This window comes from Kitasatospora sp. NBC_00315, assembly GCF_041435095.1.
In the GTDB taxonomy this organism is placed as follows: Bacteria; Actinomycetota; Actinomycetes; order Streptomycetales; family Streptomycetaceae; genus Kitasatospora.
Genome location: NZ_CP108025.1, coordinates 5,205,506 through 5,226,580, shown reverse-complemented (window position 1 = coordinate 5,226,580; position 21,075 = coordinate 5,205,506). Strand labels below are relative to the sequence as shown.

13 protein-coding genes are annotated in these 21,075 nt (G+C 73.3%); 2 read left to right on the top strand and 11 right to left on the bottom strand.

Annotated elements, in window-relative coordinates; translation table 11 throughout:
* Positions 1–363 precede the first annotated feature (363 nt).
* From OG823_RS21690 to OG823_RS21665, 6 genes are all read right to left on the bottom strand, one after another.
* A complete protein-coding gene (locus OG823_RS21690; protein ID WP_371481240.1) occupies positions 364–5,313 on the bottom strand; it encodes an NAD-glutamate dehydrogenase in 4,950 nt (1,649 codons plus the stop codon).
* A gap of 441 nt (positions 5,314–5,754) precedes the next feature.
* On the bottom strand, positions 5,755–7,398 hold the full coding sequence (locus tag OG823_RS21685; protein ID WP_371481239.1) for an ABC transporter substrate-binding protein: 1,644 nt from the start codon (positions 7,396–7,398) through the stop codon (positions 5,755–5,757).
* 144 nt (positions 7,399–7,542) lie between these two features.
* Positions 7,543–9,294 carry a dipeptide ABC transporter ATP-binding protein gene (locus OG823_RS21680; RefSeq protein ID WP_371481237.1) on the bottom strand — a complete coding sequence of 584 codons (1,752 nt, stop codon included), beginning with the start codon at positions 9,292–9,294 and terminating at the stop codon, positions 7,543–7,545.
* A gap of 3 nt (positions 9,295–9,297) precedes the next feature.
* The gene (locus OG823_RS21675) at positions 9,298–10,137 is read right to left on the bottom strand and encodes an ABC transporter permease (protein WP_371481235.1); all 840 of its coding nucleotides are present in this window, start codon (positions 10,135–10,137) and stop codon (positions 9,298–9,300) included.
* Positions 10,134–11,105, bottom strand: a complete 972-nt coding sequence (locus OG823_RS21670) for an ABC transporter permease (protein ID WP_371481234.1) — start codon at positions 11,103–11,105, stop codon at positions 10,134–10,136. Before OG823_RS21670 ends, OG823_RS21675 begins: the two co-directional genes overlap by 4 nt.
* Before the next feature lie 282 nt (positions 11,106–11,387).
* Entirely contained in the window at positions 11,388–11,543 is a 156-nt protein-coding gene (locus OG823_RS21665) for a hypothetical protein (protein ID WP_371481232.1), read from the bottom strand.
* A 128-nt stretch (positions 11,544–11,671) separates the two neighbouring features.
* Between OG823_RS21665 and OG823_RS21660 the strand changes: the two genes are divergently transcribed.
* Complete coding sequence (locus OG823_RS21660) at positions 11,672–12,577, top strand: LysR substrate-binding domain-containing protein (protein WP_371481230.1); 906 nt, start codon at positions 11,672–11,674, stop codon at positions 12,575–12,577.
* Between the two features lie 140 nt (positions 12,578–12,717).
* Here OG823_RS21660 and pruA read toward each other — a convergent pair whose 3' ends face one another.
* From pruA to OG823_RS21640, 4 genes are all read right to left on the bottom strand, one after another.
* Positions 12,718–14,343, bottom strand: a complete 1,626-nt coding sequence (gene pruA, locus OG823_RS21655; protein ID WP_371484594.1) for an L-glutamate gamma-semialdehyde dehydrogenase — start codon at positions 14,341–14,343, stop codon at positions 12,718–12,720.
* Between the two features lie 140 nt (positions 14,344–14,483).
* Positions 14,484–15,140 (bottom strand): HAD family hydrolase, encoded by a 657-nt coding sequence (locus OG823_RS21650; RefSeq protein WP_371481228.1) that lies wholly within the window; start codon positions 15,138–15,140, stop codon positions 14,484–14,486.
* 142 nt (positions 15,141–15,282) lie between these two features.
* Positions 15,283–15,792 (bottom strand): hypothetical protein, encoded by a 510-nt coding sequence (locus OG823_RS21645; protein ID WP_371481226.1) that lies wholly within the window; start codon positions 15,790–15,792, stop codon positions 15,283–15,285.
* A 142-nt stretch (positions 15,793–15,934) separates the two neighbouring features.
* Entirely contained in the window at positions 15,935–16,996 is a 1,062-nt protein-coding gene (locus OG823_RS21640; protein WP_371481224.1) for a patatin-like phospholipase family protein, read from the bottom strand.
* Between the two features lie 418 nt (positions 16,997–17,414).
* On the opposite strand from OG823_RS21640, the gene OG823_RS21635 reads away from it, so the two are divergent.
* Positions 17,415–18,164: an Rv3235 family protein gene (locus OG823_RS21635; RefSeq protein ID WP_371481223.1), complete on the top strand. Its 750-nt coding sequence runs from the start codon at positions 17,415–17,417 to the stop codon at positions 18,162–18,164.
* A 114-nt stretch (positions 18,165–18,278) separates the two neighbouring features.
* Here OG823_RS21635 and secA read toward each other — a convergent pair whose 3' ends face one another.
* On the bottom strand, positions 18,279–21,035 hold the full coding sequence (gene secA, locus OG823_RS21630; protein ID WP_371481221.1) for a preprotein translocase subunit SecA: 2,757 nt from the start codon (positions 21,033–21,035) through the stop codon (positions 18,279–18,281).
* Positions 21,036–21,075 lie beyond the last annotated feature (40 nt).

The window sequence follows — 21,075 nt, the reverse complement described above, 5'->3', positions numbered from 1 at the left end:
CCCGCAGCGGCCCCGCACTCACGCCACGGCCCGCTGCCGCCTACCGCCGCCTGCCGCCTGCCGCCGCCTACTGCTTCGGACGGTCACCGGCCGCGTCGACCACGGCGCGGGTGAGGACGGTGCTCTGACCGGTCACCGTGCCCGGCTTGCCCCGACGAGCTCCGTGCGCTCGTGGGTGTCGTCCCGCTTGGCTGGACGAGGAAAGGCATCTGGCGCTCCTGGCCGTGCTCGGTACGGCGGTCCGGTTCTCGCACCACCGCACGCCGACGGCCCAGTCGGTGGACGCCGAGCCCGCCTGAGCGGAACGCCGGGCGGGGCGGGACCGTCCTGGACGGTCCCGCCCCGCGCGTGCCGGCTTCGGTCTCAGCGCATCGAGCCCGTGCGCAGCAGCGTACGGATCACCCGCATCGCGACGGAGAGGCTGGACAGCTCGTAGTTGTCCGAACCCCTTATGTCGTCGAGGGTGCTCTTGGCCCGGTTGAGCAGGGTGGCGTTGAGCTCGGCCCAGGCGGTGTAGCGCTCCTCGGGGGTGGCGCCCTCGGGGCCGCAGGCGAGGATGTCGGCGGTGAGGGCGGCGTGGGCCGCGAAGAGGTCCTCGCGGATCGCGGCGCGGGCCATCGAGGACCAGCGGTCGACGCGCGGGAGTTCGATGATGCGGTCGAGCAGGTGGGTGATCTGGAGGCGGTCGGCGAGGTCGTAGTAGAGGTCGGCGACCTCGGCGACCTCCTTGCCGGAGCGGTCCGCCACCTCGGTGATGTCCAGCGTCGGGAAGGTCGAGGACAGACCGGCGATCCGGGTGGCCAGGTGCTCGGGGACGCCCGCCTCGGCCAGTTCGTTGTAGACGCGCTCGTACCAGGCGAGGTCCTCACCGCGCAGCGGCTTGGGCAGCGAGCCCCAGACCTCGGCGACGCGGTCGTGGAAGAACTCGATGGTGCCGGCGATGTCCAGCGGCTGGCGGCGGTTGTTGAGCATCCACCGGGTGGCGCGCTCGACCAGTCGACGCGAGTGCAGGCGCATCCTGATCTGGGTGCGGGCCGCCACCTTGTTGTCCAGGCCCTCGATCTCGGCCCAGATGTCCGTCAGGCCGAAGACGGCGCGGGCCGCGGTGTGGGTGCGGGCGATCTCCTCGTACGTCGCGCCGGTCTCCTCGCGGAGGCGGAACGCGAAGGTGCAGCCGCCGCGGTTGATCGTCTCGTTGACGATCAGGGTGGTGACGATCTCCCGGCGCAGGGCGTGGGCGTCGATCGCGTCGGCGAAGCGGGCCCGCAGGGCGGACGGGAAGTACTCGTGCAGCGCGCTGCGGAAGTACGGGTCGTCCGGGAGGTCGGTGGCGAGCAGCTCGTCGGCCAGGGTGATCTTGGTGTAGGCGAGCAGCACGGACAGTTCGGGCTGGGAGAGCCCGCGGCCGTTCTGCTGGCGCTCCCGGATCTGGCGCTCGGTGGGCAGGAACTCCAGGGCCCGGTCGAGCTGTCCGTCGCGCTCCAGGCGGTTGATCATCCGGGAGTGCACGTTGACCATGCTGACGGCCTGCGCGACGGCGTTGGCCAGCACCACGTTCTGCGCGTAGTTGTTGCGCAGCACCAGGTGGCCGACCTCGTCGGTCATCTGGGCGAGCAGCTTGTTGCGCTGCTTGACCGTCATGTCGCCGTCGGCGACCACCTGGTTGAGCAGGATCTTGATGTTGACCTCGTGGTCCGAGGTGTCGACACCGGCCGAGTTGTCGATGGCGTCGGTGTTGATCCAGCCGCCGGCGCCCTCGGGGCCGCCGCTCGCGGCGTACTCGATCCGGCCGAGCTGGGTGCAGCCGAGGTTGCCGCCCTCGCCGACCACCCGGGCGCGCATCTGGCCGCCGTTGACCCGGATAGCGTCGTTGGCCTTGTCGCCGACCTCGGCGTTGGTCTCGGTGGAGGCCTTGACGTAGGTGCCGATGCCGCCGTTCCAGAACAGGTCGACGGGCGCCTGGAGGATGGCCTTCATCAGCTCGGCCGGGGTGAGCTTGGACTGCTCGACGCCGAGCGCCGCCCGGACCTGCGCACTGAGCTGGATCGCCTTCGCCGAACGGGGGAAGACCCCGCCGCCCGCCGAGATCAGCGACTTGTCGTAGTCGTCCCAGGAGCTGCGCGGCACGTCGAAGAGCCGGCGGCGCTCGGCGTACGAGAGCGCCGCGTCCGGGTTCGGGTCGAGGAAGATGTGCCGGTGGTCGAAGGCGGCGACCAGCCGGATGTGCTCGCTGAGCAGCATCCCGTTGCCGAAGACGTCGCCGGACATGTCGCCGATGCCGACGACGGTGAAGTCCTCGGTCTGGGTGTCGTGGCCCAGCTCGCGGAAGTTGCGCTTGACCGACTCCCAGGCGCCGCGGGCGGTGATGCCCATGCCCTTGTGGTCGTACCCGGCCGAGCCGCCGGAGGCGAACGCGTCGCCCAGCCAGAAGCCGTACGACTCGGCGACCCCGTTGGCGATGTCGGAGAAGGTCGCGGTGCCCTTGTCCGCGGCGACCACCAGGTAGGTGTCGTCCTCGTCGTGGCGGACCACGTCCCGCGGGTGGACGACGTCGCCGGCCTTGAGGTTGTCGGTGATGTCGAGCAGCGCCGAGATGAAGGTCCGGTAGGACGCGATGCCCTCGGCCAGCCAGGCGTCGCGGTCCACCGACGGGTCGGGCAGCTGCTTGGCGACGAAGCCGCCCTTGGCGCCGACCGGGACGATGACGGTGTTCTTCACCATCTGGGCCTTGACCAGGCCGAGGATCTCGGTCCGGAAGTCCTCGCGCCGGTCGGACCAGCGCAGGCCGCCGCGGGCGACCTTGCCGAAGCGCAGGTGCACGCCCTCGACCTGCGGCGAGTACACCCAGATCTCGAAGGCGGGGCGCGGGGCGGGGAGATCCGGGATGGCCTTGGGGTCGAACTTCATCGAGACGTAGCGGTGCCACTCACCGGTCTCGGTGGCGTGCTGGAAGAAGTTGGTGCGCAGGGTCGCCTGGATCAGGTGCAGGAAGGAGCGCAGGATGCGGTCCTCGTCCAACGAGACGACCTCGTCGAGGGCGCCGGAGAGCTCCTCGACGATGCCCTCGGTCAGTTCCAGCGCGCCCAGCTGGTGACTGGGGCTCAGGCGGGCCTCGAAGAGGTTGACCAGCAGCCGGGTGGTGTGGGCGTTGTTGCGGAGCGCGTCCTCCATGTAGTCCTGGGAGAACGTGCTGCCCGCCTGGCGCAGGTACTTGGCGTAGGCGCGCAGCATCATCGCCTGGCGCCAGGTCAGCCCGGCGGTGAGGACCAGGCCGTTGAAGCCGTCGTTCTCGGCCTGCCCGGTCCAGGTCGCCGCGAAGGCCTCCTGAACGCGCTCGCGGGCCTCGTCGGTCAGCTCGGTGCCCTCGCGCAGCCGCAGGCCGAAGTCGTACACCCAGGCGGTGCTGTGGTCCGAGCGGGTCAGCGCGTAGGGGTGCTCGTCGAGCACCTCGACGCCCAGCCGCTGGAGGACCGGCAGGACCTCGGTGAGCGAGATCGGGCCGCCCACCCGGTAGATCTTGAAGCGGCGCTCGTCGTCGCCCGCGCCGACCGGCTGGTACAGGTTCAGGCGGAAGTCGCCCTCGCCGGCCAGCGACTCGATCTGCTTGAGGTCGGCGACGGCGGTACGCGCGGTGAAGTCGGCGCGGTAGCCGTCGGGGAAGGCGTTGGCGTACCGGCGGGACAGATCGGCGGCCCGCTCCTCGCCCAGCTCGACGTGCAGCTGGTCGTTGAAGCCGTCCATCCAGAACCGGGCGGCCTCGGCGAGTTTTCCCTCGATCCGCTCGACCTCGGCGTCGGTCAGGAGCGGCAGCTCACTGCCGGGGGTGACCCGGACGACGAAGTGCAGGCGGGTCAGCACCGACTCGGTGGCGTACACCGTGTAGTCGATGGCGGCGCCGTTCAGCTCCTGCATCAGGATGTCCATCAGGCGCAGCCTGATCCGGGTGGTGTAGCGGTCGCGCGGCAGGTAGACCAGCGCGGAGAAGTAGCGCCCGTACTCGTCCTGGCGCAGGAACAGCCGCAGCCGGCGGCGCTCCTGGAGGTAGAGCACGCTGGTGGCGATCTGGAGCAGTTCCTCGGCGGGGGTCTGGAAGATCTCGTCCCGCGGGAAGGTCTCCAGGATCTGGAGCAGGTCGCGGCCGTCGTGGCTCTCGCTGGAGAAGCCGGAGGCGACCACCACGTCCTGGACCTTGCGGCGGACCACCGGGATGCGGGAGACCGACTCGGTGTACGCGGCGGCGGAGAACAGGCCGAGGAAGCGGCGCTCGCCGATCACCTCGCCGTTGGCGTCGAACCGCTTCACGCCGACGTAGTCGAGGTAGGACGGCCGGTGCACGGTGGAGCGGCTGTTCGCCTTGGTGAGGACGAGCAGCTTCTTCTCGTGCGCCTTGGCCCGGACCGGCGCGGAGAGCCGGCCGAAGGCCTCGCTGACCGGGTGGTGGTCGCTGTCGTGGCTGAGCGGGTCGGAGCGCAGGATGCCGAGGCCGGTGCCGGCCACGGCGCGCAGCACCTCCTCGCCCTCATGCTCGACCAGGTCGTACTCGCGGTAGCCGAGGAAGGTGAAGTGGTCGTCGGCCAGCCAGCGCATCAGCTCCCAGGCCTCGCCGACCTCCTGCTCGGGCAGGTGCGCCGGGGGCTGCTCGGCGAGCTCGTCGGCCAGGCGCAGCGCGGACTCGCGCATCTTCGTCCAGTCCTCGACGACCTCGCGCACGTCGCCCAGGACACGGCGCAGACCGGACTCGATCTCGCGCAGGTCCTCGCGGTCGGTCTCACGGTCGATCTCGATGTGCATCCAGGACTCGACGGCGGCGTCGGCCGGCCACTCGGCGCCGGCCGCCTGGCCGCGCGAGCAGGCGTCGACGTCGAGGATCTCCAGCAGCTTGCCGGTGATGTCACGGCGGACCAGCAGCTGGGGGTGGATCACGATGTGGATCGCGCGGTCCTGGCGGGACAGCTCGTTGGTGACCGAGTCGACCAGGAACGGCATGTCGTCGGTGACCACCTCGACCACCGTATGGCCGCACGACCAGCCGTTCTCCTCGACGCTCGGGGTGTACACCCGGACCTCGGCGGTGCCCTGGGGCCGCTTGAGCCCGAGGCGGTAGTGGGAGGCGGCCGCGCCGTACACGTCGACCGGGTCGTGGCCGACCAGATCCTCGGCGGCGGTGTGGAGGTAGTAGTGGTGCAGGTATGCGGTCAGAGCCCCGTTGCTCAGACCCTCCCCTGGCGCCGCTCCCCCCACCTGGCTGTTCTCAGCGGCTGCTGCTGCCTTGGTGAGCAGTTCGGCCTTGGCTGCGTCCAGCTTGGTCTGCATGGCTGTTTGGCTCCTGTCGCGCGCCGTTGCGTGACTCGGTGGTGTGTGGGTGTCCACCGCCGGGTCTCCCGCAATCCTCCCGCACCGACCGGCTGAAAGGCGTTCATGGCACGCATGAAACACCCCTCGGCCGGGTAAGAGACGAGATTTCGGCCTGCGGAGCCAACCCGACGACGTCAGCCAGCCTAACGGGACGAAACGAAGGTGTCAGGGGACAGGGAGGCACAATCCCGCAGGAAGATCCGTCCGTCCTGGACACCTTGTCCAAACGGGCGTCGGCTGCGGACGGGCCCGGCCGCCGGCCCGTCTCCGAGCGGCAACCGGGCCGTTACCCAAATGCCGGGGGGCTGTGCAGGCGCCTCCTCGGCACGGTCCCGGCGGCCGCCCGGCACGGGCGGGCGGGCGTCCCGGGGCCGGGCCCCGGCCCCGGGGCGCGCCCGCTCAGCTCTTCCAAACGTCGTAGAAGAGCGGCGCCGAGTTGGTGGCGAAACCGAGCCCGTGGACAGCCTTGACCGCCCCGAGCCGGCCGAACGGCACATAGGTCGGCACGGCGTAGGCCTGGCCGATGATGCGTTGCTGCACGTCCGCGTACACCTTGGCGCGCTCGGCACCCTCCGGCAGGGTCAGGCCCTTGGCGAGCAGGTCCTCCAGCACCGGGTCGTTCACCCGGGCGAGGTTGGCCCCGGCCGGGGGCGTGAACCTGGCGGCGAAGACGGTCCGGGCGATGTCCGGCTCGGCGCGGACGAAGTACAGCGCGCCGATGTCGTAGTCGCCCTTGCCCTGGCGGTCGCTCTCCGCCGCCGCGGCGACCTTGTCGAGCTTCACCTCGAAGCCGCTCTCCTTGGCCTGCTGGGCGGCGGCCTGGAAGATGGTCTGCTCCTCGGCCGTGGCGGAGATGTCGCTGTACACCAGCGAGACGCTGAGCCGCCTGCCGTCCTTGGTGCGGTAGCCCTCGCCGTCGCGGGCCGTCCAGCCCGCCTGGTCCAGCAGGGCGCCGGCCTTCGCCCGGTCGAAGCCCCAGAGGCCCTGCACCGAGGAGTCGTAGTACTCGGTGGCCTTGCCGAACAGGCCGTCGGCGGCCGAGGTCTGACCGAAGAACACCGACTGGACGGTGGACTTGACGTCGATCGAGGACTGGAAGGCCTGCCGGACCTGAAGGCTGTCGAACGGCGCCCGGGCGGTGTTCAGCAGCAGAACGTGGTTGACGCCCGGGTTCTCGTGCTTGAGCAGCTGGAGCTTCGGGTCCTTGGAGACCCGGGTGAGGTCGCTGGGGGCGACGTTGGCGACGCCGTCGAACTGGCCGGAGAACAGGCCGCCGTCCCGCACCGAGCTCTCGGTGACGATCTTGAGCTCCAGCTTGTCCAGGTAGGCGGCGCCGGTGTGCGCGGCGTAGCCCGGCCCCCAGGCGTACGCCGCGTTTCGGGAGAAGCTCGCGCCCTGGCCCCGGGTGTAGGAGTCCAGCTTGAACGGGCCGCTGCCGACCAGGCCGGTGGTGCAGCTGTCGGCGGCGTGGGCCTTGAGGAAGGTCGGCGAGGCGATGCCGAGGAAGGGCGTGCTCAGCCCCTGCAGGAAGGACGTGAACGGCGCGCTGAGCCGCACCGTCAGGGTGGCCGGGTCGGCGACCTCGCTGCCGGCGTACGGGCCGAGCAGGGAACGGGCGTAGGAGGACTTGGTGGCGGGGTCCGCGATCAGGTCCAGGTTGGCCTTCACCGCAGCGGCGTCCAGCGGGGTGCCGTCGGTGAAGGTGACACCGCCGCGGAGGTGGAAGGTGTAACTCAGCCCGTCGGCGGAGACGTCCCAGGACGACGCCAGCCACGGGGTGGTCCTGTTGTCCAGCGACTGGCCGACCAGCGAGTCCAGGTTGTTGCGCCCGATCCAGGACGAGACGCTGCTGCCGGTCAGGTGCGGGTCGAGGCAGTCGGTGTCGCCGTGCAGGGCGAAGGTCAGGGTGCCGCCCGTGACGGGCTTGCCGGCGGCCGCGTCGCCCGCCCCGGCGGCGGGGCCGGCGGTGGACGAGCAGGCCGTGGTGGCGGCGGCGAGCAGGGCGGCGACGGCGAGGGTACGGCGTCTGCTGGTGGGTCCCACAGGAGGTGTTCCTTACGTTGTCGGCGGGGCGGTGGTACGAGGACCTGGGTCCGGACGTTGTCGGCGGGGCGGTGGTACGAGGAGCTGGGTCCGGACGTTGTCGGCGGGGCGGTGGTACGAGGACCTGGGCCCGGCGGGCCGGCTTCAGAGGGTGGTGACGGCGTCGAGCAGTTCTCGGGTGTACGGGTGGGCCGGGTGGTCCAGCACCTGGCCGGCCTCGCCGGCCTCGACGACCCGGCCGTCCTTCATCACCAGCACGTCGTCGCTGAGGTGCCGGATGACGCCGAGGTCGTGGGAGATGAACAGGTAGGCGACGCCGAGCTCCCGCTGCAGGTCGACCAGCAGGTCGAGCACCTGCGCCTGGACCGAGACGTCCAGCGCGGAGACCGGCTCGTCGCAGACGATCACCTCGGGGCGGGTGGCCAGCGCCCGGGCGATCGCGACCCGCTGGCGCTGACCGCCGGAGAGCCGCAGCGGACGGCGGCCGAGCAACTCCGCGTCCAGCCCGACCCGGCCGAGCAGCGCGGCCGCCTCACCGTCCGCCGCGGCGCCGCGCAGGCCGCGCAGGCGCAGCGAGTCGGCGAGGACGCGGCGCACCGTGTGCCGGGGGTCGAAGGAGCTGAGCGGGTCCTGGAACACCGCCTGGATCCGGGCCCGGTGCGGGCGGCGCTCCCGCTCGGGACGCTCGCTCCACGGCTCCCCGTCCAGCAGCACCCGCCCGGCGTCGGGGCGCTCCAGGCCGAGGACCAGCCGGGCGACGGTGCTCTTCCCGGAGCCCGACTCGCCGACCAGGCCGACGGTGCGGCCGGGGTGCAGGGTGAAGCCGACGCCGTCCACGGCCTGCCGGTGGGTGCCGCCGGGGCCGGCGAACCGCTTGGCCAGGCCCACCGCTTCGAGCACCGGCCGACCCGCCGGGGGCTCCCTGCGCACGGTCACCGGCCGGGCCCGGGCCGGGGCGGGCCGGGGCACGGCCGGGGCGCCGCCGGGTGTCTCCGGGTGGAGGATCGGGGCGGGCGACTCGCCCTCGACGGCCGTGAAGCCCCCGTCGAACAGACGCTCGCCGCGCGGGCGGCTGCCCGGCACGGCGGCCAGCAGCGCCCGGGTGTACGGGTGGCGTGGATCGGACAGCACGGCGGCCGTCGGTCCGTACTCGACGATCCGGCCGCCGTGGACGACCGCCGTACGGTCCGCCAGCCGGGCCACCACCGACAGGTCGTGCGAGATCAGCAGCAGCCCGGTGCCTCGGGCCCGGCGCTCGGCCAGCAGATCCAGGATCTGCCGCTGGACGATCGCGTCCAGCGCGGTGGTCGGCTCGTCGGCGATCAGCAGCGGCGGCGCGCAGGCGATCGCGGAGGCGATCAGGGCCCGCTGGCGCAGCCCGCCGGAGAGCTGGTGCGGGTACTGCGCGGCCCGGATCCCGGGCTCCGGCACACCGACCTCGCGGAGCAGTTCCAGTACCCGGGCGCCGGCCCCGGACCGCTCCACCGTGCGGTGCAGCAGCAGTGGTTCGGCGATCTCCCGGGCGATCCGGCGCAACGGGTCGAGCGAGACCAGCGCGTCCTGCAGGACGAAGCCGACCGCCCGACCGCGCAGCCTGCGCCACTCCCGCTCGGTGAGCGCCGTCAGCGGGCGGCCGCCGTGGTCGAGCCGCTCGGCCCGCACACTCGCCCCGGGCCCGGCCAGTCCGACCAGACTGCGGGCGATCACGCTCTTGCCCGAGCCGGACTCCCCGACCAGCGCCAGGGACTCACCGGCCCGCAGGGTGAACGAGACGCCGCGCACCACCTCCCGGCGGGCCCGGCCGGCGCCGAACGCGACGGTCAGCCCCTCGACGGTGAGCAGGGCGTCCTCGCCCCGGGCGGTGTCCTCGCCGGCGAGATCCTCGGTCAGTGCCACCGGTCAGCCCCTTCCTTCGAAACGGGCCTGGAGCCGGCGCCCGACCACCGTGATCGCGACCACCGCCAGCGTCACCGCGACGCCCGGGGCGGCCGCCGTCCACCAGGCGATGCCGAGCGCGTTCCGTCCGTCGGCGAGCATCGAGCCCCACTCGGGGGCCGGCGGCCGCGCCCCCAGGCCGAGGAAGCTCAGCGCGGAGCCCTCGATCATCGCCCGGCCCACTCCGACCACCGCGAGCGCCAGCAGGGGGCCCACCGAGTTGGGCAGGACGTGCCGCAGCACCACCCGGCTGCGCCGGTGGCCGACCACCTGGGCCGCCTCCACGTAGCCCGCCGCCCGCACGGTCAGCGCCTTGCTGCGGACCAGCCGGGTGTAGACGGCGACCTCGGCGATCCCGATGGCGAGAGCGGTGTTGAGGTTGCCGGGGCCGACCACGGTGATCACCACCAGTGCCAGCAGCAGACCGGGCAGCGCCAGCAGGACGTCCAGCAGCCGCATCAGCGCCTCGTCGGCGAACCGGCCGCCGACGGCGGCCAGCAGGCCGAGCAGCAGGCCGCCGCTCGCACCGATCGCGGTCGCGCCTGCACCGATGAACAGTGACTGCGCGGTGCCGTGCACGATCCGCGCGTACACGTCCCGGCCGAGCTGGTCGGTGCCGAACCAGTGCGCGGCGTCCGGGGCCCGGTAGGCGTCGAGCTGCTGCCCGGCGGTGGGGTCGGCGGAGGCCAGCAGATCCGGCCACAGGGCCGCGGTCAGCAGCAGGGCGACCCCGGCCCAGCCGAGCAGTACCGCCGGACGCGGGCGGGGGAGATCCCGCAGGGACGTGGTCAGGACAGTGCTCATCGGCTCCTCAGCCTCGGGTCGATGACGGTGCAGAGCAGGTCGACGGCCAGGTTGACCAGGACGAAGACCACGGCGGAGAGCACGAGGACGCCCACCACGACCGGCATGTCCTTGCTGTTCACCGCCTGCAGGGTGATCCGGCCCAGGCCCTGGCGGGAGTACACCGACTCGGTGACCACCGCGCCGCCGAGCAGGCCGCCCAGCAGCCAGCCGGCCATCGTGACGGTGGGCAGCAGGCCGTGCCGCAGCGCGTGCGACCACCGCACCCGGCTCTCGCCGAGCCCCCGGGTGCGGGCGGTCACGGTGAACGGCTGCTCCAGCGCCTCCTCCAGGCCGCCCCGCAGCACCTGGGTGAGCAGGGCGCCGAGCGGCAGCGCGAGCGTCAGCGCGGGCAGGACCAGCGCGTCGGCGCCGCCGTTCCCGGCCACCGGGAAGAGCTGCCAGGTGAAGGAGAACGCGGTCAGCAGCAGCACCCCGAGCCAGAACACGGGGGTGGAGATCAGCACCAGTTCGACCGCCGAGGCGAGCGCCCGGCCCGGCCCGCGGCGCCCCGCGGTGAGGGTGGCCACCAGGACGGCGAGCAGGAAGGCGCCCGCCAGCGCGGTCCCCGCCAGCAGCAGGGTCTGGCCGAGTTCGGCGCTGAGCACGTCGGCGACCGGCTGACGCAGCTGGTACGAGGTGCCGAGATCGCCGCGCAGCAGCCCGCCGACGAAGGAGAGGTACTGCTCGGGCAGCGAGCGGTCGAGCCCGTAGGAGTGCCGCAGTTGGGCGATCACCTCGGGGGCGACCTCGGTGTTGGGGCCGAGGATGATCCGTACCGGGTCGCCGGGGAGCAGCTGCAGCGCGGCGAAGCCGGCGGTGGCGGCGCCCCAGACCACCAGCACGCCGAGCAGCAGTCGGCGGACCACGACCCGGGCGGTGCGGGCGGCGAGCCCGCCGGCCGGCCGGGTACGGGCGGGCTCGCTCACCACGTGCTCCCCTCCGACGGATCTGACGGCACGGTTGATCCGTCCATCGACATGACAACTCTCTTTCGGACACGCCCGACTGACGTCTCATCAGTGATCTGTTCCGCTCTCGGCGGGCCCGGGGCGGCAGCCGGCGGGGGGCCGAGCGGACGGAGCCGGATCCGGCGGAACGCCTACGACTGGGGCTCCGGACGCGTGCCGGCGGGCACCGAGCGGGTGATGGTCCCGGACGAGTGCCGGGTGGGGGGCTTCGGTGCCCCGGGGCGACGGGCCCCCGCCGGGTCAACAGGCGGTGGAGGTGGCCCTGCGGTAGTCGACGTGGCGTCGCTTGGTGGTGGCGAGGGCTCCGCGGGCGGCCCGCGTCGGCCCGCCCGACCCGCTCCGCGCGAAGCGCGCGGCGGTCGGCTCTCCGGCCGTCCGAGCGGCTGTTCGCACCATGGCCCCAGGATGGTCCGGCCACGCCCCGGCGTCCAACGAGGATTCGGCATCGGCATCGATGCGCTGCGCCGATCGGTCGGTCCGCCGTACTCGTCGGCGGGCCCGAACGCCGGTGCTAGCGTTCGGACATGGCACAGGTACTCGACATCGTGGCGTTGCGCAGCCTGATCGCGGTGGCCGACCACGGCGGGTTCCACCGCGCCGCGCGGGCGCTGCTGGTGAGCCAGTCGACGGTCAGCCTGCACGTCCGCCGGCTGGAGAAGGTGATCGGCCGCCCGGCGGTCGAACCGGACGGGCGGCGCAGCAGGTTCACCCCGGACGGCCTGCTGCTGCTGGACGAGGCGCGGCGGATCGTCGGCGTCCACGACTCGGCCCTGGGCCGGCTGGCCGCCGAGGCCGAACGCGTGCTGGTGGTGGGCTCGACCGAGCACGCGGCGGACCGGATCCTTCCCGTGCTGGCCGCGGCCGCGCGCGAGGTGCACCCGGGCTGCCAGGTCAGGTTCCGGGTGGACCGCTCGGCGCGGCTGCGCGAGGCCGTCGAGCGGGGCGCCGTGGACCTCGCCGTCCTGCTGGCGGGGCCGGGCCGGGGCGACGGCCGGGCGAGCGGCTCACTGCCCCTGCGCTGGTACGCGGCGCCCGGGTGGCAACGGCCGGTGGGTGGCGGCCCGCTGCCGCTGGTCGCGGTGGAGGAGCCGTGCACGATCCGGCACCGGGCACTGCGGGTGCTCGCCGAGCACGGCATCGCGGCCGGGGTGGTCTGCGACGCGGCCTACCTCGCCGGTGTGCTGGACGCCGCCCGCGCGGGGCTGGGCCTCGCCCTGCTGGCGACCGCGGGCGCCTGCCCGGACGGGCTGGTCGAGGTCCCCGGCCTGCCGCCGGTACCGGCCGCCCCGCTGGCCGCCCTCGCCGGGCGGGGCAGCGACCCCCGGCTGGCGGCGGCCGCCGTCCGGGCCGTCCGGCAGCTGCTCGCCGGGCCGGGCCCGGTCCGTGCGGGCCTCGCGCCGGCGAGGGAACCGAGCCGGTCCGGGAGCTGAGCCGGTCCGGAGTCGAGCCGGTCCGGGAGCCGAGCCGTCGGAGCTGAGCCGCCCGGGGCCGGAGCCCGGCGGTCCCGCCGACGAGGCCCGGGCCGGGCCGGGAGCCGGGGCCGGGCGGGGAGCCGGGGCCGGGCGGGGTGTCAGCTCATGTACGGGTAGCGGTGGTCGGTCGCCGGGACGAAGGTCTCCTTGATCGACCGCGCCGACGTCCAGCGCAGCAGGTTCTGCGCAGCGCCCGCCTTGTCGTTGGTCCCCGAGGCCCGGCCGCCGCCGAACGGCTGCTGGCCGACCACCGCGCCGGTCGGCTTGTCGTTGATGTAGAAGTTGCCTGCCGCGAAGCGGAGTTCCTCCAGGGCCTGGGCGATGGCATAGCGGTCCCTGGCCATCACCGCGCCGGTCAGTCCGTACGGCGCCCCCGCGTCGACCCGGCGCAGCACGTCGTCCCAGCGGGCGTCCTCGTAGACGTGGACGGCGAGGATCGGCCCGAAGTACTCGGTGTGGAACATCTCGTTGCGGTGGTCGGCGGAGACCAGCACGGTCGGCCGCACGAAGTACCCGATGGCGTCGTCGTACTGGCCGCCGGCCACCAGCTCCACCGTCGGGTCCAGCTTGGCCCGCTCGATGGCGTCCCGGTTCTTGTCGAAGGCCCGCCGGTCGATCAGCGCGCCCATGAAGTTGGAGAAGTCGCCGACGTCCCCGACCGTCAGCGCGTCCACCTCGGCCAGGAGGTCGTCCTTGATCTTCTGCCAGAGGCTGCGCGGCAGGTAGGCGCGGGAGAGCGCCGAGCACTTCTGGCCCTGGTACTCGAAGGCGCCCCGGATCAGCGCCGTCCGCAGGCTCTGCGGGTCGGCCGACCGGTGGGCGAGCAGGAAGTCCTTGCCGCCGGTCTCCCCGACGATCCGGGGATAGGACCGGTAGGAGCCGATGCCGGCGGCGATGGTCGTCCAGAGCGACTGGAACGTCGCGCTGGATCCGGTGAAGTGCAGGCCGGCCAGCGCGGGATCGGCGAGCGCGACCCGGGAGAGCATCCGGCCGTCCCCGGTCACCATGTTGATCACCCCGGGCGGCAGACCGGCCTCCTCCAGCACCCGCATCAGGTAGAAGGCCGAGAGCGTCTGGGTGGGCGCGGGCTTCCAGACCACGGTGTTGCCCATCAGGGCCGGCGCGGTGGGCAGGTTGCCGGCGATGGCGGTGAAGTTGAACGGGGTGATGGCGCAGACGAAGCCCTCCAGCGGCCGGTGGTCGGTGCGGTTCCACACGCCGGGCGAGGAGAGCGGCTGCTCGGCGAGGATCTGCCGGGCGAAGTGCACGTTGAAGCGCAGGAAGTCGACCAGCTCGCAGGGCGCGTCGATCTCCGCCTGCTGGACGGTCTTGGACTGGCCGAGCATGGTGGCCGCCGCGATCGTCTCCCGCCAGGGCCCGGCGAGCAGGTCGGCCGCCCGCAGGAAGACCGCCGCCCGGTCGTCGAAGGAGAGCGAGCGCCAGGCGGGACCGGCGGCCAGCGCGGCCTCCACCGCGAGCTGCGCGTCCTCCCGGGTCGCGTTGCCGAGCACGCCCAGCCTGGCGGCGTGGTGGTGCGGCTGGACGACGTCGATCCGCTCGCCGGCGCCGAACCGCTGCTCGCCCGCGATGGTCATCGGCAGCGGCACGTCCTCGGCCGCGAGCTCGTCCAGCCGACGGGCCAGCCGGGCCCGCTCCGGGCTGCCCGGGGCGTACTCGTGCACCGGCTCGTTCGCGGGGGTCGGGACCTGGGTCACTGCGTCGATCGGCATGGCGGCTCCGCTCGTGCTGGCACGGACCGCGCCGGGGATGGCGCGTCGATCCAGCCTGACCAGTTCCGCTGCGTTTACACCGGTCTGACACGCCCTCGGGCGCGTGGCCCGCGCCACGCCACGCGGTGGCCCGCTCAGCCCGCCAGCCGGCCGGCCAGCTCCACGGCCTCCGCGAGGGTGTCCACCACCGGCACACCGACCGGCTCCAGCTTCTCCCGGGTGTGCGAGCCACCGGTGTAGAGCACCGCGTGGGCGCCGGCGCCCAGCGCGGCCAGCGCGTCGTCGGCGGCGTCGCCGATCAGCACCGTGCGGGCCGGGTCCACGTGCTCCCCGAGGGCGGCCAGGTGCCGGATCAGGTGCGCGGCCTTCTGCCCGCCGGAGGGGCCGCTGCGGCCGTCCACCCGGACGAAGTGGCCGGTCAGCCCGAACCGCTCGACCACCGGCAGCAGCCGCTCGTGCTCGTACATCGACAGCAGTGACTGGCTGTGCCCGGCTCCGGCCCAGGCGCTCAGCAGGTCCTGCGCGCCCTCGGTGAGCCCGCACGCCGGGCTGAGCTCGTGGTACCGGACGTGGAACGCGTCGTCCAGCAGCAGCCACTCGGCGCCGCTCGGCTGCCGGCCGAGCAGCCGCTCGTAGAAGCGCGGGATCGGTATCTCGTACTGCTCCCGGTACTCCTGGAGGCTGAGCGGCGCGATGCCGAGCGTCGCGAAGGCGGCGTTGCTCGCCCCGAGCACCGCCTCCATGTCGTGGAAGAGGGTGCCGTTCCAGTCCCAGATGATGTGAGTACGCACGTCCGGAACGGTAACCGGCGGCACCGGGCGACCGGAAGCCCGGGGTGCACCGGGCCGGGCCTGACCTGTCCCGACCGGATCGGATCGGCTCGGGGCCGGCCCGGGCCCGGGCCCGGGCTCAGGCTCAGGCTCAGGCTCAGGCTCAGGCCAGCAGGGCGGTGATCTCCTGGGTGGCGAACCAGAGCAGGTCGTGGTCCTCCGCGCCGTCCACGGTGAACTGGGCGTCCTGGTCGCCCGCGTCGGCGGCGCCGATCGCCGCCACCGCCGCCGCGACGTCCTCCACCACGTCCTCGTCGGCCGGGTCGGCGTGCACGGCGGCCGCCTTGGCCAGCGGAACGGGACCGGAGAGCACCACCTGGCCGAGCGAGGCCTGGTCCTGGTACTCGTCACCGGCGAACGGCCGGACGCTCCCGTCCGGGACGTCCAGCGCCAGCACCACGCGCCGGCGCGGGGCGCCGGCGTCGGCGGCGAGCAGCCGCAGGGAGCACTGCGCGGCCCGGTTGAGCGCCGCGTACTCCAGCTCCTCCAGGTCGTCGCTGACGTACCACTCGCGCAGCGCGGGCGTGACGGCGTACGCCGTCGACTGCTCCAGCGCGCCGCCCGGGTGCGCCGCCGCCAGGCCGTTCAGGGTGGTGGGCACGTAGACGCGCATCGGGCACTCTCCAGATCTTCGGCGACGGGGCCCGGGGCGTGACCGCGACGGGGCACGGCCCGGGCGGGACCAGAATACGGCGCGGGTGATCAGCGGTCCGCCCCTTCGCGGCGTACCCGGCGCCGACGGCGGGGCGGGGCGCTCAGCGCACTCCGGCCAGTGCGGCCCGGCTGGTGCGCAGCGCGCACTCCAGCACCTCGCCCCGGCGGGCCGGATCCATCATGTTCGGCCCCATCACGGCGAGGTCCTCCAGCGTCGGCGCGAGCAGCTGCACCCGGGTGCCGGCCGCCCGCAGCAGCCGGGCCTCGCGCAGCAGCTGGCGGGTCACCGAGCGGCGGTAGCGGCTGACCAGCTGCGCCAGCACGCCCCGGGGGCGGTCCCGCTCGCGCCACTCGCGCAGGGCGGCCACCGTGCCCCGGCCGGGCTCGGCGCGCCCGCGCGGATGCAGCCGCAGCGCCATCGGGGCGAGCACGTACACCTCGTCCAGGCCCCGGCCCAGCATCAGGTCGGCGTTGGTCGCCGACCAGCAGCCACCGTCCACGTAGGGGCCGCCCGCCACCTCCACCGGGGCGAACCAGCCCGGGATGGCGCAGGAGGCCATCACCGCCTCGCCGACCTCGGCGGGCGGCGCGCCCGGATCCCCGAAGGCGACCCGGTGACCGGTGCGGTAGTCCACCGCCACCACCCGCAGCACCGAGCCGCCGAGCCGGTGGTCCGGGCCGGCCAGGCCGCGGACCAGCTCTCCGACCGGTGCCACCGAGCCCCGGCCGGTCGGCACCACGGCGGAGACCATGGTCAGCCACGGGTACTCGCGCGGGTGCCGCACGGTGGTGCGCAGCAGGCCCGGCGAGCCGATGCCGGGCCGTGGGCGCGGCGGCAGCGCGCCGCCGACCGCGGTGTCGTAGTCGAAGTCCACCCCGGCCAGCGGACCGGTGGTGATCGGCAGGCCGCGCTGGTGGTCCCGCAGCTCCTGCGGGCGGACGCCGCTCGCCAGCATCGCGCCGAGGATGGATCCGGCGGACGTCCCGAGCAGCACTTCGGCGTGGCCGGGCTGCCGGCCGGTCACCTCCTCGACCGCGCACAGCGCGCCGATCGTCCAGGCCGCGCCGAGCATCCCGCCGCCGCCCAGGACCAGGCCGCGCCGTACCCCGTCCGCGGCCGGCGGAGCCTGCGTGCCATCGCTCGTCGACGCCTGCGTCACCATGCCAGCCACCCGTCGTCTCTGCCGGACCGCGCCGCGGTCCCGCCGTGGAGCCCCGTCACGGGCCTCGCCGCCGGCCACCCGATGGGGGGCCTTGTCCCGATCCTCGGCATTACCCGTCGGTAGCCTTCCCGCCACACGCGGCCCGCGACCCAGAATTCACCGGCCGCGCGCGTCCCCCTTCGGGCACTTCCGCCGTGCCCTCCGCGTCAACCGGGCGTCCGGACGGCCCTGTGATGCCCCTGGGGCGCCATGGCGTACTCACCCGGATAGGTGACACCGGGGCCGGTCCGGGAGGTGCGCGGCGGGGCGCTCCTGCCCGCGCCCGGGGTGCCGATACCGAGGCAGCGTCCCGACCGCACGGGACCGGCCGACCGGCCCGCCAGCCCGACCAGCCCGACCGACCCGGGGGTAACCGCGCATGACAGAGTCCTCGACCACCCCACGCAGTACCGCCCGGCACGCCCGCCCGCTGCCACCGCCCGTCCGCACGCCCCGCATCCGCCCGCTCGCCGCCACCCCGGCCTCGGCCACCACCGCGGCCCGGACCTCGGCCGGCAGCACCGATGGCGCCGGAGCCGACCGAACCCCCGACCACACCGGGCCCGCCGACCGCCTCGCCGACGCCGGCCGCCTCGACCGCCCCGCCCACACCGGCCACGCCGCCCACGCCGCCCGCCCCGACCACCCCGACCACACCGACGGCAGGCCGCACCCCCGCCGCGCGGCCGATCGGCCCGCCTCGGACCGGTCGGCCGCCGCCCGCCCCGTCCGGCATCCGCGCGCGGCCTGCGCCGGGCCGCCGGGCCCGCACCCGCGGGAGCAGGAGGCGCGGTCCCGGCGGGCCGCCCGCGCCGAGCTGGCCGGGCGTTTCGCCCTGCGCCTGGTCGAGGTGCTCACCGGCGTCCGCCCGGCCGGGCAGCTCCAGCGGCACACCACCCTGGACGGCTACGGACGGCTCACCGCGCTGGTCCGCTCCGGCCCGCTGCGCCCGCGCGGCGCGGACGCCCGCCCCCGGCTGGGGCGGGTGCACGACAGCGCGCCGTCGGCGGACGTCGTGGAGGCCTGCGTACGGGTCGAGTTCGGCCGGCGCCACCACGTGGTGGCGTTCCGCCTGGAGCAGCACCGGCGGACCGGCCAGTGGCAGTGCGCCACGGTCGAGAGCCGCTGAGCGGGCCTCCGGGGGGGGCGCCGCGACGCCCCCCGGACACGGCGAAAGGGCGCCACCCCCGAGCCGGGGAGCGGCGCCCTTCGGGCCCGTGCGCGGTACGTCCGCGCCGGTGGGTCAGGCCTTGCGGCGGCGGCCCTTGGCCGACTTGGCGGCCTTGCGGCGCTCGGCCCTGGTGAGGCCGTCGCCCTCGTCGTCCGCCACGGTGTCCTCGAAGTCGCCCTCGATCACGGTGTCGTCGCCGTCGACCGTCGGCGCGGTGTAGTGCAGGCGCTGCGGCTTCGGCGCCTCCAGGCCCTTGGCCTTGATCTCCGGCCGGCTCTCCTTCTCCAGCGAGATCTCGCCGTCGCCGTCCGTGATCGGGACCTCCTCGACCTGCTGCTCGACCTGGACCTCCAGGTTGAACAGGTAGCCGACGGACTCCTCCTTGATGCCCTCCATCATGGCGGTGAACATGTCGAAGCCCTCGCGCTGGTACTCGACCAGCGGGTCGCGCTGGGCCATCGCCCGCAGGCCGATGCCCTCCTGGAGGTAGTCCATCTCGTAGAGGTGCTCGCGCCAGCGGCGGTCCAGCACCGAGAGGACCACGCGGCGCTCCAGCTCGCGCATGATCTCCTCGCCGAGCTGGTCCTCACGGGCGCCGTACTGGGCCTGGATGTCCTCCTGGACGGCCTTCAGCAGGAACTCGGACGTGAGGCCGGCCGAACCGCCCGCCTCCTCCTCCAGCTCCTCCAGCTCCAGGGTGAGCGGGTAGAGCTGCTTGAGCGCGTTCCACAGCTTGTCGAGGTCCCAGTCGTCCTCGAAGCCCTCGCCCGTCGCGGCCTTGACGTACGCCTCGACGGTGTCGTCCATGAAGTGGCCGATCTGCTCCTGGAGGTCCTCGCCCTCCAGGACACGGCGGCGCTCGCCGTAGATGACCTCGCGCTGGCGGTTCAGCACCTCGTCGTACTTCAGGACGTTCTTGCGGATCTCGAAGTTCTGCTGCTCGACCTGGGTCTGGGCCGAGGCGATCGCCCGGGTCACCATCTTCGACTCGATCGGCACGTCCTCCGGGACGTTCGCCATCGAGAGCACGCGCTCGACCATGCCGGCCTTGAACAGGCGCATCAGGTCGTCGCCCAGCGAGAGGTAGAAGCGGGACTCGCCCGGGTCGCCCTGACGGCCGGAGCGGCCGCGCAGCTGGTTGTCGATACGGCGCGACTCGTGCCGCTCGGTGCCCAGCACGTACAGGCCGCCGGCCTCGCGGACCTCCTCCTGCTCGGCCTTGACCGAGGCCTTGGCCTTCTCCAGCGCCTCCGGGAAGGCCGCCTCGTACTCGTCCGGGGTGTCGGTCGGGGCGAGCCCGCGCTGGGCCAGCTCGGCCGCCGCGAGGTGGTCGGGGTTGCCGCCGAGCATGATGTCGGTGCCACGGCCGGCCATGTTGGTGGCGACGGTGACGGCGCCCTTGCGGCCGGCCTGCGCGACGATCTGCGCCTCGCGCTCGTGGTGCTTGGCGTTCAGCACCTCGTGCGGGATGCCGCGCTTGCGCAGCTCCTGGGACAGGTACTCGGACTTCTCGACCGAGACGGTGCCGACCAGGACGGGCTGGCCCTTCTCGTGCTTCTCGGCGATGTCCTCGACCACGGCGGCGAACTTGGCCGGCTCCGACTTGTAGATCAGATCGGGCTGGTCGATCCGGCGGGGATCCTTGTTGGTCGGGATCGGCACCACGCCGAGCTTGTAGATCTGGTGGAACTCGGCGGCCTCGGTGGTACCGGTACCGGTCATGCCGGAGAGCTTCTCGTACAGCCGGAAGAAGTTCTGCAGGGTGATGGTGGCCAGGGTCTGGTTCTCGTTCTGGACCTCCACCCCCTCCTTGGCCTCGATCGCCTGGTGCATGCCCTCGTTGTAGCGGCGGCCGGCCAGGATGCGGCCGGTGTGCTCGTCGACGATCATGACCTCGCCGTTCATGACGACGTAGTCCTTGTCCGCCTTGTAGAGCTCCTTGGCCTTGATGGCGTTGTTCAGGAACCCGACCAGCGGGGTGTTCACCGACTCGTAGAGGTTGTCGATGCCGAGGTAGTCCTCGACCCGCGAGACGCCGTCCTCCAGGACACCCACGGTGCGCTTCTTCTCGTCGACCTCGTAGTCCCGGTCGATCTTGAGGCGCTGCACCAGCTTGGCGAAGTCGGCGTACCACTTGGTCGCCTGGTCGGCCGGGCCGGAGATGATCAGCGGCGTACGGGCCTCGTCGATCAGGATCGAGTCGACCTCGTCGACGACCGCGAAGTTGTGGCCGCGCTGGACCAGTTCGTCCTTCGACCAGGCCATGTTGTCGCGCAGGTAGTCGAAGCCGAACTCGTTGTTGGTGCCGTACGTGATGTCCATCCCGTACTGGCGCTTGCGCTCGGGAGGCGTCATGTTGCCCAGCACCACGCCGACCTCGAGGCCGAGGAAGCGGTGCACCCGGCCCATCCACTCCGAGTCGCGCTCGGCGAGGTAGTCGTTGGTGGTGATCAGGTGGACGCCCTTGCCCGTCAGGGCGTTCAGGTACGTCGGGAGCGTGCCGACCAGGGTCTTGCCCTCACCGGTGCGCATCTCGGCGACGTAGCCGAGGTGCAGGGCCGCGCCACCCATGATCTGGACGTCGTAGTGCCGCTGACCGAGCACACGCTTCGCCGCCTCGCGGACGGTCGCGAACGCCTCGGGCAGGAGGTCGTCCAGGCTCTCGCCGTCGGCATGCCGCTGCTTGTACTCATCGGTCAACGCGCGCAGCTCGGCGTCCGTGAGGTTGACGAAGTCCTCTTCGATGGAGTTGACCTGGGCAGCAATCCGCTGCAGCTTGCGAAGGATCTTGCCTTCGCCGGCGCGCAGGATCTTGTCGAAGACGGACACTTGAGCGGGCTCCTTGCCTGTATTGGCACTGGACGACTGC

Bases quoted from the DNA above. Each gene is read 5' to 3' on its own strand.
- OG823_RS21665 (WP_371481232.1), bottom strand. From the start codon at position 11,543: ATGGTGCGAACAGCCGCTCGGACGGCCGGAGAGCCGACCGCCGCGCGC.
- OG823_RS21675 (WP_371481235.1), bottom strand. From the start codon at position 10,137: ATGAGCACTGTCCTGACCACGTCCCTGCGGGATCTCCCCCGCCCGCGT.
- OG823_RS21690 (WP_371481240.1), bottom strand. From the start codon at position 5,313: ATGCAGACCAAGCTGGACGCAGCCAAGGCCGAACTGCTCACCAAGGCA.
- OG823_RS21640 (WP_371481224.1), bottom strand. From the start codon at position 16,996: ATGGTGACGCAGGCGTCGACGAGCGATGGCACGCAGGCTCCGCCGGCC.
- OG823_RS21660 (WP_371481230.1), top strand. From the start codon at position 11,672: ATGGCACAGGTACTCGACATCGTGGCGTTGCGCAGCCTGATCGCGGTG.
- OG823_RS21635 (WP_371481223.1), top strand. From the start codon at position 17,415: ATGACAGAGTCCTCGACCACCCCACGCAGTACCGCCCGGCACGCCCGC.
- OG823_RS21645 (WP_371481226.1), bottom strand. From the start codon at position 15,792: ATGCGCGTCTACGTGCCCACCACCCTGAACGGCCTGGCGGCGGCGCAC.